The following is a 16,762-nucleotide window of genomic DNA, read 5'->3' as shown; positions in this document are numbered from 1 at the left end:
CTTTTTCTATTGTATAATGTATTATTTTTTAATGTTCTGCCACATCTACATGGTCATAATCCTCCTTCATCAAGGCTTCATAATTTGTCTTTTCTTTCTTTCCAAAACGACGTTGAAGACTGTCAAAAATGGAGTACACCACTGGTACAACAACCAGGGTTAAAAATAAAGAAGATAACAAACCACCGATGATAACAATCGCAAGACCTCTATTCATATCGGCACCGTCTCCAGTAGCGATTGCAATAGGAATCATACCAAATACCATGGCAATTGTCGTCATTAAAATCGGACGAAGACGTGCATGATTGGCTGCCACTAATGCATCGTGCGTGTTATCGCCAGCTTCCTTACGATGGTTGGCAAAATCAACCAGCATGATCGCATTCTTGGCCACTAGACCAATCAACATGATGATACCCAAAATCGTAAAGATATTCAAGGTCTGATTTCCCAAAGCCAAGAATAACAGGGCTCCGATAAACGACAATGGAATCGAGAACAAGACCACAAATGGTGTGATAAAACTATCGTATAAAGCAACCATTACCAAGTATACTAGGATAATAGATGCCAATAAGGCAATTCCCAAAGTACCAAAACCTTCGGTTTGGTTCTCCATGTTACCACCCCAGATAAAGACGATTCCCGGTTTACGCGGCAATTTTTCAAACTGTGCCTGCCACTCTTGCGCTACGGTACCCATTGGTCTACCGATGGCCTGTCCCTGAATGGATACTGCCGGCGACTTGTCGCGACGTTCCAACAAAGTAGGTCCCGAGCCATAAGTTACATTGGCAAATTGATCCAAAGAAATGGAAGCACCCTGATTATTGATAAATTTCAGATCACGCACGTTGTCGATATTGGCACGACCATTTTCCGCATAGCGGATATTGATATCATACTCATTATCGCCGGCTCTGTATTTGTTATCCGTGTTTCCTGAAAATGCCGTTTGCATCGTCATACCCACAGTAGAGACATTCAGTCCCAAAGAGGTCATTTTATCACGGTCGATCTTCACATTGATCTCGGGATTACCCGCTTCAGAAGTTAATTTGACACCCGCTGCTCCAGGGATCTTGCGCAATTGATCTGCCGCCTTCTCTGCAAATTCCTGTGCATCTTCGACAGAAGCACCGATAATGGTCAGCTTCAATGGTGCCTGCTCCGCTCCCATGATACCCACATTGACGGTTTTGATTTTTGCACCGATCAGTTTATTTTCCAATTCACGCTTCAGCGTCGCTGAATACACCTGTGAGTTGCCTTCAAAATTTTCTTTGTCGAGGATCACGTGGATCTCCGATTTGTAACGCGAACCCGTTGTCGAAGCCATACCGTCCGAAGACTGCCCCACTGTCGTAATAATTTCTTTGACATCGGGTTTCGATTTAATATAAGCCTCCGCTTTCTGCGTCAATAAGTTGGTCTTCTCCAGGGAAGCGTCTTTATCGAGTTCCAACTGGATGAAAAACTCCTTACGGTCGATACTCGGGAAGAAGTCCGAACCGATATAACCTTTAGCGATCAGGATAAATGATGCAAAAAGTAAACCGATTGCTAAAAATAAAGTTGCCACCTTGGTTTTCCAGGTTCTTAAGGCCCAAACTAACAATCCTGCAACCCAATGTGTGAAGCTGTTCAAACCGCTTTCAAAACCATGAATAATACGGCCAAAGAAAGATGTTTTGCTCAAGTGCTCCAATTTACCGAAACGCGAGTATAACCAAGGTACTACCGTAAATGACACCAATAAGGATAATAAAGTCGAGATGATTACAGTCACACAGAATTGCGCCAGGATATTGGCCACCAAGCCCGTAGACATCGCGATCGGAAGGAACACCACCACGATAACCAAGGTGATCGCCGTTACTGTAAATCCAATTTCCGAAGCACCATCAAATGCCGCACGCACCTTGTTTTTACCCATCTCCATGTGGCGGTGAATATTCTCGATAACAACGATCGCATCATCCACAAGAATACCGACCACCAGGGATAAACCTAGTAAAGACATCAAATTCAGGGTATAGCCCATTAAAAGCAAGCCAATAAAGGTAGCAATCAAAGATAAAGGAATCGCCACCATGGTGATCGCCGCATTACGTAAACTCTGCAAGAAGAACAACATGATAAAGCCCACCAATGCAATGGCAATCATTAAGTCGTGGATCACGTTATCGGCCGCATTCAATGTAAATTCTGAAGAGTCATTGGCCACTAGAATTTTAATATTCTGTGCCGCATAATCCTTCTCTACACCGCTAATTACTTTTCCGTTTTTATCGTGTACAGCAATCGTTTTCTTGACCGCTTCAGATACCGCTACCGCATTTGCATCAGACTGTTTAAAGACCTGCAATAAGATTGTATTCTGACGGTCAAGACGGGCTACTTTTTCAATCTCTTTGATACCATCCCGTACATCGGCGATATCGCGCAGATAGATCTGCACCCCTGCCGGCGTTGTGATCGGGAGGTTACGCAGCTCCTCGATCGAAGTTACTTTACCCGAAAGACGGATGGTTGTCCGGTTATCGCGGGTACTTACGTTACCTGTCGGGAAATCGAGATTGGATGCAGCTACTATTTGCTGTACCTGAGAAATTGTCAGTCCATAACCTTCAATTTTCTTCGGATCTACAGAGATCTGGATTTCACGTTCCTCACCACCGATCAGGTCTACTTTTGCAACACCATTGATCCGCGCAAAGACCGGCTGGATTTTATTATCCAAAAGATCATAGAGTTCTTTCTCCGATAAGTTGGACGTTACGGCCAAACTCATGATGGCCACATCATCCAGGGAAAATTTGGAGAGTGAAGGTGTCTTTACATCATCCGGCAAATCGTTGATCACGGCATTGATTTTCCGTTGAGCATCCGTAAGCAGGAAGTTGACATCCGCACCGTTGTTGAGGGTGATCATGACAATCGATACCCCTTCCAACGAAGTCGACTCCACCTTTTTGATACTTTCCAGGGATGAAATGGCATCCTCTATTTTTTTTGTCACCGAACTCTCAACCTCTGCAGGTGAAGCTCCCGGATAGACCGTCTGTACCGTAATGACGTTAATTTCAAATTTAGGGACCAATTCATAGCCCAATCGCGTATAAGAAAACAACCCGCCTAATGTCAGTATTATAAATAATACGATAATTATACTGGGGCGTTTTATCGATATTTCGGTAATTTTCATTCGAATAATTTATTTTTAATAGCCATGCAACCGGAGTTGCATCTGCTACTGATTACAGTATGCTCTATTTAATAATCTCTACAGGACTTTGGTCAAATAGATTGATCTGACCCGAAACAATCACCTGATCGCCATTTTGCAAACCACCTAAGATCTCGATGTAATCACCAAAGTTTCTACCCGATTTGACATTTGTTTCGATTGCTTTACCGTTTTTCAGCACAAAGATCTTGTTGTCGCTCACGCTACCCACAAAAGCATTACGTGGTACGATCAATGTATTGCTGGCAACACCTTCACCGAAGATGGCCGTACCATACATACCGGCACGCAATTGGTTCGATGCATTATTTACCTCGATTTCCACCGGGAAATTTAAACTACCGTCCGATTTAGGTGCAATAAAAGTTACTTTACCGGTAAAGCGTTGATCTGCATACACACTCGCTGTCACATCAACAGACTGACCGATCTTTAAGGTCGCTACATTCTTTTCGTCTACATTGACACGCAATTTCAACGTAGCAACGTTCACAATATCGAAGGCCGCAGCACCGACATTCAGGTAAGTCCCCGGTTCGATTTTACGTGAATTGATAATACCCGATACCGACGTTTTGATGGTTACATCGCCAGCATTCAATTTAGAAGCTTTTAAGTTATTTTTCGCATTCTCAAATTGCAATTTCACCTGATCTAACTGTTGTTTGGTTACACCTCCCGTAGAAAAAGCACTTTCAAAGCGGTGCAGATCAGCCTGCGCATTGGTATAAGCCGCTTGCGCATTCGCCACGTTCACATTCAGTTTATCACCCTCGATGATCGCCAAAGTCTGTCCCGCACTCACATGAGAACCCTCATCAACCAATACTTTCACTACCCGGCCGGCAGTTTCAGCCGAAACCGTTACTTCCTGTTTCGGAGAAAATGTTCCGTTAGCAGTATAGCGTAAATCCATGGAAGATACTTTTGCTGTATCGATACGCACAGCAATAGCCACATTTTTTTTGGCTACTTCCGCAGTTTCGGCCTCATTTTTCTTTTTATTCTTATTTAACACAAAAAATATTCCTGCTAAACCAGCAGCAATAATAAGTAAGGTAATAATTCCGCGTTTCATATTGTATTAGTCAATTATTCTTTAATTAGTGATTTTAATTCGCCGTTCGCCTTAATAATCTGTACTTCGGCTACTTTATAGTTCAACAAACTCGTATTTAGATTATTTTCTGCATCAGCTAGTGCTTTTTCAGCGTCAAGTAATTCTGTTAAAGTTGCTAAACCATTGTTAAAATTGTTTTTTGTATCATCTAGAACACCTTTAGCCAATTTAACATTTCGGCGATTATTGTCGATCGTCAGCAAACTGATCTTGATCTGTGATTTGGCATTTTCTTTCGCTAGATTTAGACCCAGTTTGGTATCTTCAAGATCAACCTGTGCTTGTCTAATCTGAATATCCGCCTGGTTGATTCTTGCTCTTGTTGTTCCTCCCGTGAAGATTGGCACCGAAAGATTTAAACCTATGCTCGAGGTCTTTGGCCAGCTAAAATCACCAACAATTGGAAACCCTTTACCAAATCCATTAAAACCAAAATCTCCACCTAAGGATAATTTAGGGTATAGATCAGCAACTTTCGATTTCTTATTCAGTTCGTAAAGTTCAATTTGCTTCTTCATCAACTGCACCTCGGTCCTATTTTCTACATTATCCGATTCCACGGCCAATGCTGCATTAATATCAAAAGTCTCTTCAGATAATTCAATATCTTCCTCGATCGGCTTCCCGATTGCGAATTTCAATGCATTTTCTTTGATCTGTACGGCGTTGGTTGTTTGTTGTTTCTGTGCCTCCAGGTTATTCACATTGACCACCAAGCGATCTAAATCTATTTTTTTTGCAAGACCAGCTTTCACAAGTCCTTCCGTCACATCTTTCGTTTTTGTGGTACTTTGCAAGTTATTTTCTATCGTTTGAAGTTTCAGATGTTCTTGGTAGATATCATAGTAAGCATTTGCTACTTTTTCGATCACCTGTTCATCTGTTAACTGCGCATTTATTTGGTAAAACTCTTTTGTTGTCTTGGCAGCTTTCAACCCTGTAAAGATCGATTGATTAAAAAGCTGCTGATTCAGAGAAACCACTGCTGTTGAATTCCAGGGTTGTCCCATTTTAATCTTTTGAGTTTGACCACCGGCTTCCAATACCATTTCTGGAATTAACACATTGTATTTTAAGGAACCATTTGCTGTAATTTGTGGCAACGCGCTACCCCTAACCTCATCAATCTGGTATTGCGAGTTTTCGAGATCTAACTTTGCCTTTTTAGCTTCCTTTTTGTTCTGCAAAGCAAATTTAATCGCATCACTTAAGCTCAATTGTTGCTGTGCATGACTCTGGAAAACCATCGTACCTAATAAAAGGCTGGCTAGTATTCTGATTGTTTTCATTCCTAATTTATTTGTCCTAATTTTATATCTACTTTTTATTTATACCATTAAAAAACAGCTTGGTAGCCAGCTTTTGTTTCTGCAACACTTCATCAAAACGATCCTGATTTGGAATCCCCGAAATGATATCGGAAATATTGCACATCAAGGATAAGCTCTTCATCAATTCCACATAGATTTCGGCCGTTTCGTATAAATGCTCTCCATCGATTTCACCTTTTCCGGCACCGACCTCAAGGATCTCAAACAAGGCTTTCACATCGCGGTCGTGCAGACATTGAAAAAAATCCTGCATGGAAAGTCCCTTGATCCATTCCAGATTTTCGTTCATGTGCAACATATAGTATTTCCGGACAAATGCATCGCGCAGTTCCAGTATTTTCATAATCAGCTCGTAAGTAGTGCCCACGTGCACAGCCACCATCTTCTCCTCCTCTTCCCTATATTCATCCGTCAAACGCACAATCACATCCCGTATAAGTGCATTCTTTTCCGAATAATAGTAGTACAAATTCGCTTTGGTAATTTTTATATCCTCCGCAATTTCATTCATCGTAGTCTTACTAAAACCATAATGCATAAAGCGTCTTATCGCCGCATGAATGATTTGATCTTTTCTATCTTCCATTCTTCAAAAAACTCCTTTCTACTTTCTGACTTTTATCAAAAATTGTTCAAAAATATAAAAAGTAACATGTTGGGCAAAATAAATTTTGAAATTGTAATAATTTTGATATTAACCTGACAACAAAAAAGGCAAACTCGAGAGTTTGCCTTTTATTATACGAACAGATCTGTTAGAATGCGACCGTGTTCTGAAAATGTTTTAAGAATTTTCGTTTATCCAGTTTATAGAGCCGTGCTGCACGATAGGCAACTCCAGTCTGCACTTCGTCGAGCTCTTTTAGAAAGCCGTAATTTTGCATTTTCTTTCTAAAATTGCGTTTATCGAGTGGTTTATTCAAGATTCCCTCATACACCAGCTGTAACTGAGTGAGGGTAAATTTTTCGGGCAGCAGCTCAAAAGCAATGGGCTTATAAGCAAGGCGCCGCTGCAATCGCTCCAGACAGAGGTCCAAAATCTGCTTATGGTCAAATGCCAGTTCTGGTACGTTCCGAACAGGGAACCATTTCGCCTGTTTCATATAATTTGTAACAGGTTTGGTTTTCAATTTGGTATTGTCCAGCTGTACGAGGGCGTAATAGGCCACCGTCAGAATGCGCCCTTTTGGATGTCGTTTTAATCCGGCAAAGGAATGCAGTTGATCCATAAATACATCTTTCAAACCTGTATTCTCATACAAAATTCGTTTTACGGCATCTTCCATCTCTTCGTCATTATCCACGAAAAAACCTGGCAATGCCCACCAATCCTTAAAAGGATATTCATTTCTTTCGGCCAAAAGAACTTTTAATTCTCCTTCGTGAAAGCCTAATATGACACAGTCAACGGTAAAATTACTATACAAAACTTCTAAATTTATTTATGTGCAATATACTGAGCTAAATTTAGCGGTTACTAATCATCGGGTTATCTGTAACAATTATACGCTTCCTAAACGTGATGCGCAAAAAAATATTGAAAAATTTATTCAAAGTGTAGAATATACACTATAAAAATCTTATATTCGTAAAACCTAAAATATAGCGTGTGATAAAAGAAATTAAAAAAATAGGTGTATTGACGTCGGGAGGTGATGCTCCTGGCATGAATGCCTGTATTCGTGCTGTTGTTCGAACAGCATTACATAAGGGATTGCAAGTAACGGGTATTTATCAAGGATACCAAGGTCTGATCGATGCAAATTTCATAGAAATGGATACGCGTTCGGTCAGCAATATTATACAACGTGGTGGTACGATATTAAAAACAGCGCGTTGCATGGAGTTCAAGACGCCGGAAGGCCGTCGAAAAGGCTATGACAATCTGATCGCTGCCGGTGTGGATGCATTGGTGGTTATTGGTGGTGACGGTACCTTTACAGGGGCTAATTTTTTCTCCAAAGAATTTGAGATACCTATTATAGGTATACCCGGTACAATAGATAACGACCTTTACGGTTCTGATTATACCATCGGTTATGATACGGCCAACAATACAGTCATTGAAGCTATTGATAAAATCAGAGATACTGCGGCGTCACATGAACGTCTTTTCTTTGTTGAGGTAATGGGCCGGGATTCAGGTTGTATTGCTTTGAATGCAGGTATTGCTGGCGGAGCCGAAGCAATCTTACTTCCAGAGAAAGAAACGGCTATTGACGACCTCATCCGTCATTTGGAAGACGGTGCCATTAAGAAGAAATCGTCGTCTATTGTTATTGTTGCAGAAGGCGACCAAAATGGTGGTGCTTATTATGTCGCAAAAAAAGTAAAAGAAAAGTTTGATCATTACGACACGAAAGTTAGTATATTAGGGCATTTGCAACGGGGTGGTTCTCCAACGAGTTTCGACCGCGTGCTTGCGAGTAGATTGGGCTTTGCTGCTGTCAATGAATTATTGGCCGGAAACACACGAGTTACTGTTGGGCTTCGTGGTAATGAAATCAAGACAACTCCAATTGAAGAAGCAATCAGCAATAAGGAAATTAAACTTAGCCCTGATTTATTGGAAATGGCTGAGATTTTATAATCGTAATTTGAACAGACATGATAGCAGTAGTATATAGTGGATCTCGATTTTCAGACTGGAGATTGGCCGACAAGGGGCGGATCACTACGGGGTTCCGCATGAACGGGATCAATCCTTATCTTCAAGATGAGCGCTCCATACTACAGCATTTGCATAAAAACACCAACCTGATCAACAACGCCGAAAAAATCAGACGGATCTATTTTTTCGGAGCGGGATCTTCGTCGAAGGAACGTAAAGATAAAATAAAAAACGTCCTCGAACGTTTTTTCGTCAATGCGCGCGTACGGGTTGATCATGATGTCATTGCTTCGGCAATTTCCACTTTCGGCGACGAAAGAGGAATTATTGGCATCATTGGGAGTGGATCAAATGCAGCTTATTATACAGGGAAAAAAATCATTGACAATAACTATGGTCTAGGTTATATTCTGGCCGATGAGGGGGCGACAAACTGGAATAGCCAGCAGCTGCTCAAACATTACATGACGGATACCTTACCTGTTGATCTGCGGGACAAACTGGAAAGAGAATTTAACATCGATAAGAAAACCATTTTGGAAAGGGTGTATATTTCCCCACAACCGACAAATTTTCTGAATTCATTTACAGACTTTGTCCTCGAAAATAAGGATCATCTATTCATTAGTCAATTGGTTAAAAATGGGCTTCGTACGTTTATAAAAACCTACATCAAGCCCTTAATGAAAGAATATCCGGACAGTGACGTAAACTTTACGGGTTCAGTAGCGTTTAATTATGAGCACTTGCTTCGGGAAGTTGCCACAGACGAATTTAATATCAGTATTGGTACTGTTGTAAAAGAACCGATACATAATTTAATTAAATATTATATCAATAAAAATTAAGAATATGAAAATTGGAATTAACGGATTTGGCCGTATTGGTCGTTTAGCATTTAGAGCGGCTATCAATCGTCCAGAAATTGAAATTGTTGGTATCAATGACTTAGTTGAACCAGATTATATGGCTTATATGTTGAAATATGATTCAACACATGGCAAATTTGACGGTTCTGTAGAAGTAAAAGACGGTAATTTGGTTGTTAACGGAAAAACTATCCGTGTTACAGCTGAGAAAGATCCGGCAAACTTGAAATGGAATGAAGTAGGTGCTGAAGTAATCATCGAATCTACAGGTTTCTTCTTGACTCAAGAGTTGGCTCAAAAACACATCGATGCAGGTGCTAAAAAAGTAGTGATGTCTGCTCCAGCGAAAGACGACACCCCTACTTTCGTAATGGGTGTAAACCACAAAGAATTGAAAGCTGATCAACACATCGTTTCAAACGCTTCATGTACAACAAACTGTTTAGCACCTATCGCTAAAGTATTAAACGATAAATTTGGTATCGTTGAAGGTTTGATGACAACAGTACATGCGGTTACCGCAACACAAAAAACTGTAGACGGTCCTTCAGTAAAAGACTGGAGAGGTGGTCGTGGTGCATACCAAAACATCATCCCTTCATCTACAGGTGCTGCTAAAGCAGTAGGTTTGGTTCTTCCAGAATTGAAAGGTAAATTGACAGGTATGTCATTGCGCGTTCCTACAGCAGACGTTTCAGTTGTTGACTTAACAGTACGTTTGAACAAAGGTGCTTCATATGAAGAAATCAAAACTGCAATGAAAGAAGCTTCTGAAGGTGAATTGAAAGGTATCTTAGGTTATACTGAAGACGAAGTTGTTTCTTCAGATTTCTTAGGTGATGCACGTACATCAATCTTCGATGCAAAAGCAGGAATTTCATTGAATGATAACTTCGTTAAAGTTGTATCTTGGTATGACAACGAATGGGGATATTCAAACAAAATCGTTGACTTGGTATTAGAAGTTGGTAAATTGTCTTAATCAACTCGACCAATATCCTATAAAGGGGCTATTCTACACGAATAGCCCCTTATTTTTTTTCCTTAAAAATCAGCAGGTTGGCGCTTAAACGCAAAAAAAAGCGCTTTTAGCTTTCGTAATTCAAATAATCCGTCTATATTTGCATCATCAATAAGGCAGACAGCTGAATTGAAAAGGTGCCATAGCTCAGTTGGTAGAGCAAAGGACTGAAAATCCTTGTGTCGCTGGTTCGAATCCAGCTGGCACCACCAAAAAGGAAGAACGCAAGGTTCTGACAGATTGAAAGAATAATAATTCCAATGCGAAAATAGCTCAGCTGGTAGAGCACAACCTTGCCAAGGTTGGGGTCGCGAGTTCGAATCTCGTTTTTCGCTCACCTGCCTAGGTGGTGGAACTGGTAGACACGCAGGACTTAAAATCCTGTTCCCGTTAAGGGAGTGCGGGTTCGATTCCCGCCCTAGGTACAAAAAGAGACGCCGAATATCGGTTGTCTCTTTTTTTTTATACCAATATAACCCTTTGCTCCAAATTTAATATTAGGCCATTTCGAGTTCGATTTGAGCGCAATACTACGATTAATATCATCGTAGCATAATTTTTATGTTGCCAATTTGGGATTTCAAAAAAATTAATCGTAATATTGCAATAACATTATGGGACTTACTAAGACAGAAATATTCACAGAAGAGCAGAATCAGCTCGCTACAATGCTCAAAGCGTTGGGCCATCCTGCTCGTATTGCGATCCTTCAATCTATCATCCGTGCAAATTCGTGTATCTGTGGTGATCTGGTTGAGGAACTAGGATTGGCACAGCCAACAATTTCCCAGCACCTTAAAGAATTGAAGAATGCGGGTATTATCCAGGGCACCATTGAAGGTGTACGGGTATGCTATTGCATTGAACCTAAAGCCTGGAAATTATTGAAAACAAACCTGGCAGCTTTCTTTGACTCTTATAAAGAGAACACAAACTGTTGCTAAAAAATTTACATCAATTAATCGTTAAATTGCAATATAACATGAACAACTCCGCATTTATCAACTGGGAAACGTTTAAAACGCAGCTCCAGCAAAACCCGAATCAAATTTTACAATTTGAATATGCAGAAGGTAAATGGGTAGATCCCTCCTACCATATTACAGAAATCAAACAGGCTCCTATCGTATCCGTCGATTGTGGTGGCGTAATTAACTCCTGGACTGAAATCATTGTCCAACTATGGGAACCAAGGGAAACAGAAGAAGGCCGTGCAATGCAAGCAAGTAAAGCGATGTCTATCGTGGATATCGTTGAAAAGAAATTGCCGCTTAATCCCAATGCTATTGTAAAAATTGAATTTGGCAACTCGCAGTTCGATACACGCCAAATGTATCCGGGTAATTTTACCGTGTCCGGACAAGATTTAATCGTTAACCTTACTCCAGATTATACCCAGTGCAAAGCCATTAACCGTGGAGGAAGCTGTGGCAACACGTCAGCTGGAGAAGAATGCTGCGCACCCGTTGCTAAAGCCGAACCTGTAAAGCTGGAAATGGTTAATCTGGCTGCTGATGGCCCCGTTTGTAAACCTGGTGGCGGCTGCTGCTAATCAAAACATTAAAAAATGGAAAAAATATTGGTACTCTGCACCGGCAACAGTTGCCGCAGCCAAATTGCAGAAGGATTTTTAAGACATTTCGCAGGTAGCCGAGCCGAGGTTTATAGCGCCGGTATAGAAACGCATGGCGTTAACCCTAAAGCCATTCAGGTTATGGCTGAAGCCGGCATTGATATCTCATCCCACACCTCTAATCATGTCAATGAGTATGCGGCAATAGACTTTGACTATGTAATTACGGTCTGTGATAATGCCAAAGAGAGTTGTCCATATTTTCCTTCAAGGGCTAAAAAACTACATTACAATTTCCCAGACCCGGCAAAAGCTACCGGGACGGAGGAAGAAGTTATGAATGAATTCAGAAGGGTACGTGATCTTATCAAAACATACAGTGCTGAATTTGTAGCGGAAAATCTCGATAAATAAACATACCCACTAACAAAAAAATATGTCAGCCAACAACTGCGCCCCAGCACATGAAAGGAAAAAACTGAGTTTCCTCGACCGATACCTTACCTTATGGATTTTCCTGGCGATGGCAATCGGAGTATCTATTGGATTCCTTTTCCCGTCTTCATCTGATTTTATCAATTCTTTCTCGAGCGGCACCACCAATATTCCACTTGCCATTGGCCTGATCCTGATGATGTATCCACCACTTGCCAAGGTGAAATATGAACATATGGGCAACGTATTTAAGGACACAAAGATACTGGGGACTTCCCTACTCCTGAACTGGATCATAGGGCCTATTTTAATGTTTATCCTGGCGATTGTATTTCTTCGGGGCTATCCCGAATATATGATCGGCCTTATTCTTATCGGGCTAGCCCGCTGCATTGCAATGGTCGTTGTATGGAATGAGCTAGCGGAAGGAAACCGCGAGTATGCTGCAGGACTCATCGCCCTCAATAGCATTTTTCAGGTTTTATTGTACAGTGTCTATGCTTATATCTTTATCACCGTTCTGCCTCAAGTATTTGGGATGAAAGGTCTTGATGTCAATATTTCGATCGGTCAGATTGCGGAAAGTGTCGGAATTTATTTGGGTATTCCCTTTGCAATGGGCATAATCAGCCGTTATGGCCTGATTAAGTTAAATGGAGAAGAATGGTTCCAAAGCAAATTTGTGCCGCTGATCTCTCCCATCACCTTAATCGCATTATTATTTACAATTGTAGTCATGTTCAGCCTGAAAGGTGAACTGATCGTTCAGATTCCTATGGACGTTGTCAGAATTGCGGGTCCTTTGGTGATCTATTTTGCCATTATGTTCCTGGTGAGCTTTTTTATCGGTAAACGAATGGGCGCAGATTATTCCAAAAATGCAGCCATTTCCTTTACAGCTTCTGGTAATAATTTTGAGTTAGCTATTGCAGTTGCTATTGGCGTCTTCGGCATCAACAGTGGCCAGGCATTTGCCGGCGTCATCGGTCCGCTCGTGGAAGTACCCGCATTGATTGCCTTAGTCAATGTAGCTTTCTGGTTAAGAAAGAAATATTACAAAGGCCAGGTGGTAGCCCAAGAAAATTATTTATTCCCGGAAAATTGATAAATTAGTTGATATGTTCCATTCAGCTCATTCTCGCAGGCACTGGCCTACACTCTTGCTGTCCGTACTCTTCTCCTTAAATGGCTTAGATCTCAGCGCACAGTTGTTTCATCAGGACAGCCTAAAATTAATAGCCCGACAGTTTGCCTTTACCGAAGGGCCGGCAGTGGACAAGGCCGGGGACATCTATTTTACCGACCAGCCCAATAACAAAATCTGGAAATATAGCACCAAAGGGCAACTTTCGCTTTTTAAAGATTCTGCAGGCCGCGCAAATGGATTGTACTTTAACCATCAGGGTCAGCTCCTTGCCTGTGCCGACGAAAAGAACGAAATCTGGTCAATCAGCAAAGATGGTCAGGTTACCGTCCTGCTGACAGCTATCGACGGAAGGAAACTGAATGGTCCAAATGACCTTTGGGCAGACAAGAAAGGTGGCATCTACTTTACAGACCCCTTTTATCTGCGCGATTATTGGACCCGGAAAAAGCCAGAAATAGCGGGGCAAAAAGTCTACTACCTTCCGCCAGGAAAAGCGAAAAAACCCATCGTAGTAGCTGATGATGTAAGCAAACCGAACGGCATTGTCGGCTCGCCCGATGGAAGATACCTCTATGTCGCAGATATCGAACGGAATAAAACGTACAGGTACACCATTGAATCTGACGGCAAGCTCAGCGGACAGACAGCGCTTATCGATCAGGGATCTGACGGGATGACATTGGACCATCACGGAAATATTTATCTGACAGGCAAAGGCGTTTTTATTTATAGTCCGAAAGGCCTGCTGATCGGCCATATTGAAGTAAATGAACCATGGACATCCAATGTCTGTTTTGGAGGTAAAGATCGTACGGTTTTATTTATCACCGCTTCAACAGCCATCTATAGGATCCCCATGCATACCCAGGGAGTGGATTAATACCAAAGAAAGAAAAAAACAATCACCTGATATTTCGTAACTTGCCATACACCGCAGCATTTTAAAATGGACTGTTTCCAATGTTATTTTTTTCAATTATCAGCACAGATGTCCCCTTTTGTAATGCTCGATCGTTTGATGGTAAATACTAAAATTTAAAAACGATGAAAGAATTTATGCTAATCTTCAGACTAAAGGCCAGCGCTGATTTCAAGCCTTCTCCAGCACAAATGCAGGAGCGTATGAACTGGCTGGCCAGTATCGCTGCTCAGGAAAAATTGGTGGATAAGGGAAAAACACTTTTACCGACGATCGACAGTGGACGACATATATCCGCTGATCAAGTAGTTACCGACGGCCCCTTTACCGAATTAAAGGAATACGTCAGTGGCTTTATTGTGGTGCGGACCGAAAACATTGATGAAGCTGTAGAAATTGCCAAACAGAATCCAATATTTAAAATTGGAGGAAGTATTGAAGTGCGTGAGCTCCTAAAATCCTAATTCCGTTGGAAAAGCCTACATCAACAGCTGAGTTGATACCAGGTCTGTTTCGCGACCTATATTCCAAAATGACGGCTGTATTATGCCGTCATTTTGGATTGTCCGACATCCAGCTTGCGGAAGATATTGCGAGCGATACATTTTTAAAAGCTTCGGAAGTCTGGCCGATTACCGGCATCCCAGCAAACCCACAGGCCTGGCTCTACACTGTCGCCAAAAACAAGGTAAAAGATTACTTTAAACATAAGGCTGTCTTTGAACTTAAAGTCAAAGACAATATCTTAAAGGAACTGAATAAAAAGACGCTGCCAGACGACATAGACCAACGTACCATTAGCGACAGCCAATTGGCGATGCTATTTGCCATCTGTGACCCGATAATACCCATAGCGGGACAGATTAGTTTAGCATTGCAGATCTTATGCGGATTTAGTATCCTAGAGGTCGCCCAGGCGCTGCTCACAAATAAAGAAACCATTAAGAAGCGCATATTTAGAGCAAAAACAGCCTTAAGGGATAGCAAATTTGAACTAAAAGAATTATCCGATAGCCAAATAAGCGCTCGCCTAGCCGCAGTATTGAAAACGATATATCTTCTTTTCAACGAAGGATATTATGCTCAACATGAAAATCACATCATTCGAAAAGAACTATGCATGGAGGCCATACGATTAGCTCTCCTATTGACAGCACATGAAACAACCAACCTGCCACAGACCAACGCTTTAATAGCGTTGATGTGTTACCAAAGCTCGCGGCTTGATGCCCGAATGGATAAGGATGGGGCAATCGTACTTTTTGAACAACAGGATGTGCAACAATGGGATAGCGATATGATCGATCAAGGTAATTTCTATATGGTACAGGCGACCGATACGCAGGAAACCTCCAAATACCATATCGAAGCAGCCATCGCTTATTGGCACACCGTGGTGGATAACCAATCGAAATGGGAATACATTTTAAAATTTTATAATCAGTTGATTCTGATCGAATACTCGCCTGTGACGGCCCTCAACCGGGCATTTGCCTATGCCAAGGTCTATGGGGCGGAGGCGGGTATCGAGGAAACAAAAAAGCTTAATCTCATTAAAATGTCCCATTATTTTGGATTACTGGGCTACCTCTATCGGGATCTTGACCAAGCCGAAGCAATTGATAACTACACTAAAGCGCTGAATTTAGCTTCTTCATTAACTGAACAGGATGTTTACCAAAAACAAATCCTTGCAATCCGGTGATAATCGATACCAGATCCCAAAGCAAAAGACTTGGGATCTGGGCTAAAAACAACGGTTAAGGTATCAGCTTTATTCCCTTGTTTTGACCTTAGTGTGGAAAGTCAGCCAATATCGCGTTGTAATCGGGTGAAAAATTAGGGAAGGCCGTACCTTCTATCCGATAAGTCTGGATTTTCGTTATCCCAACATATGTTCGGAAGACAGCAGTTAAATAATCCGCGATGTAGTCTTGTACCGGCGATGAACTTTGCGTTCCACCGGAAGCAATAGCCAAATAGACATCTTTATCCGCGATAAGTCCAACACGATTACCCGTGCCATCATACGTATAGGTAACACCAAAACGAACCAGTTGATCGATCCATGCTTTAAGGTGCGCAGAAATGCCGAAATTATGCATTGGCGTACTGATGACGAGCATGTCTGCCGCATTAATTCGCTCAATTAAATCATTCGCATAGGCCAATGACTTAATCGAACAATAATCTGGCGTATCTACTGGAGTATAAAATCCCTGAACCATCTCATGGGTATACAAAGGCGGAGGTGTATCAACCAGATCCCATGTGATCACGGAGATTGAGCCGTATTTTTTTCTGATACGATCGATAATTTCTTTGCCCAAATTTGTGCTATAGGAGCTGTCTGCTCTTGCACTTGATGTAATGTGTAAAATGGTCTTCATTCGTTTTAACTATTTTACGACTTAACGACCAAGAAAAACAAAAGGGGACACTCCATTCTTCGAAATAACACCCAATCCGAACATCACTCTCGT

General features: G+C 41.5%; 16 protein-coding genes and 3 tRNA genes. 13 read left to right on the top strand and 6 right to left on the bottom strand.

Going from position 1 to position 16,762, the window contains the following annotated elements:
* Positions 1–28 precede the first annotated feature (28 nt).
* The 5 genes from L1283_RS08275 to L1283_RS08255 form a co-directional block, all read right to left on the bottom strand.
* Positions 29–3,211, bottom strand: coding sequence for an efflux RND transporter permease subunit (locus L1283_RS08275; RefSeq protein ID WP_159332960.1), 3,183 nt, complete (start codon positions 3,209–3,211; stop codon positions 29–31).
* A gap of 64 nt (positions 3,212–3,275) precedes the next feature.
* Entirely contained in the window at positions 3,276–4,331 is a 1,056-nt protein-coding gene (locus L1283_RS08270; protein ID WP_159332961.1) for an efflux RND transporter periplasmic adaptor subunit, read from the bottom strand.
* A gap of 14 nt (positions 4,332–4,345) precedes the next feature.
* A complete protein-coding gene (locus L1283_RS08265) occupies positions 4,346–5,662 on the bottom strand; it encodes a TolC family protein (protein ID WP_159332962.1) in 1,317 nt (438 codons plus the stop codon).
* Between the two features lie 28 nt (positions 5,663–5,690).
* Positions 5,691–6,290, bottom strand: coding sequence for a TetR/AcrR family transcriptional regulator (locus L1283_RS08260; protein WP_286710225.1), 600 nt, complete (start codon positions 6,288–6,290; stop codon positions 5,691–5,693).
* A 169-nt stretch (positions 6,291–6,459) separates the two neighbouring features.
* Positions 6,460–7,131, bottom strand: a complete 672-nt coding sequence (locus L1283_RS08255) for an NUDIX hydrolase (protein ID WP_075992906.1) — start codon at positions 7,129–7,131, stop codon at positions 6,460–6,462.
* A gap of 185 nt (positions 7,132–7,316) precedes the next feature.
* On the opposite strand from L1283_RS08255, the gene pfkA reads away from it, so the two are divergent.
* The 13 genes from pfkA (at position 7,317) to L1283_RS08190 (ending at position 15,984) form a co-directional block, all read left to right on the top strand.
* Positions 7,317–8,294 carry a 6-phosphofructokinase gene (gene pfkA, locus L1283_RS08250; RefSeq protein WP_075994837.1) on the top strand — a complete coding sequence of 326 codons (978 nt, stop codon included), beginning with the start codon at positions 7,317–7,319 and terminating at the stop codon, positions 8,292–8,294.
* A 17-nt stretch (positions 8,295–8,311) separates the two neighbouring features.
* Complete coding sequence (locus L1283_RS08245) at positions 8,312–9,163, top strand: hypothetical protein (protein ID WP_075992907.1); 852 nt, start codon at positions 8,312–8,314, stop codon at positions 9,161–9,163.
* 4 nt (positions 9,164–9,167) lie between these two features.
* Complete coding sequence (gap, locus tag L1283_RS08240; RefSeq protein WP_070561154.1) at positions 9,168–10,166, top strand: type I glyceraldehyde-3-phosphate dehydrogenase; 999 nt, start codon at positions 9,168–9,170, stop codon at positions 10,164–10,166.
* Between the two features lie 175 nt (positions 10,167–10,341).
* Positions 10,342–10,417: transfer RNA gene (locus L1283_RS08235), tRNA-Phe, on the top strand.
* A 50-nt stretch (positions 10,418–10,467) separates the two neighbouring features.
* A tRNA-Gly gene (locus L1283_RS08230) sits at positions 10,468–10,540 on the top strand.
* A 5-nt stretch (positions 10,541–10,545) separates the two neighbouring features.
* Positions 10,546–10,630 (top strand) — tRNA-Leu (locus L1283_RS08225).
* Between the two features lie 189 nt (positions 10,631–10,819).
* The gene (locus L1283_RS08220) at positions 10,820–11,149 is read left to right on the top strand and encodes an ArsR/SmtB family transcription factor (protein ID WP_075992909.1); all 330 of its coding nucleotides are present in this window, start codon (positions 10,820–10,822) and stop codon (positions 11,147–11,149) included.
* Positions 11,150–11,187: 38 nt separating this feature from the next.
* Entirely contained in the window at positions 11,188–11,757 is a 570-nt protein-coding gene (locus tag L1283_RS08215; protein ID WP_286851317.1) for a DUF6428 family protein, read from the top strand.
* Positions 11,758–11,772: 15 nt separating this feature from the next.
* On the top strand, positions 11,773–12,192 hold the full coding sequence (locus L1283_RS08210) for an arsenate reductase ArsC (protein WP_075992911.1): 420 nt from the start codon (positions 11,773–11,775) through the stop codon (positions 12,190–12,192).
* Positions 12,193–12,214: 22 nt separating this feature from the next.
* Positions 12,215–13,318 carry an ACR3 family arsenite efflux transporter gene (arsB, locus tag L1283_RS08205; protein ID WP_286851319.1) on the top strand — a complete coding sequence of 368 codons (1,104 nt, stop codon included), beginning with the start codon at positions 12,215–12,217 and terminating at the stop codon, positions 13,316–13,318.
* 13 nt (positions 13,319–13,331) lie between these two features.
* On the top strand, positions 13,332–14,240 hold the full coding sequence (locus tag L1283_RS08200) for an SMP-30/gluconolactonase/LRE family protein (RefSeq protein ID WP_145326912.1): 909 nt from the start codon (positions 13,332–13,334) through the stop codon (positions 14,238–14,240).
* A gap of 164 nt (positions 14,241–14,404) precedes the next feature.
* Entirely contained in the window at positions 14,405–14,743 is a 339-nt protein-coding gene (locus L1283_RS08195; protein ID WP_145326913.1) for a YciI family protein, read from the top strand.
* Positions 14,744–14,748: 5 nt separating this feature from the next.
* Positions 14,749–15,984 carry an RNA polymerase sigma factor gene (locus tag L1283_RS08190; protein WP_235032732.1) on the top strand — a complete coding sequence of 412 codons (1,236 nt, stop codon included), beginning with the start codon at positions 14,749–14,751 and terminating at the stop codon, positions 15,982–15,984.
* Positions 15,985–16,072: 88 nt separating this feature from the next.
* On the opposite strand, the gene L1283_RS08185 is transcribed toward L1283_RS08190, so the two are convergent.
* The gene (locus L1283_RS08185; protein WP_145326914.1) at positions 16,073–16,669 is read right to left on the bottom strand and encodes an FMN-dependent NADH-azoreductase; all 597 of its coding nucleotides are present in this window, start codon (positions 16,667–16,669) and stop codon (positions 16,073–16,075) included.
* Positions 16,670–16,762: the final 93 nt, after the last annotated feature.

The sequence above is a fragment of the Sphingobacterium sp. HSC-15S19 genome, from assembly GCF_050433745.1.
GTDB classification, from domain to species: Bacteria; Bacteroidota; Bacteroidia; order Sphingobacteriales; family Sphingobacteriaceae; genus Sphingobacterium; species Sphingobacterium siyangense.
Note: the sequence above shows the minus strand (reverse complement) of the source record. Positions and strands in the feature narration are given on the sequence as shown.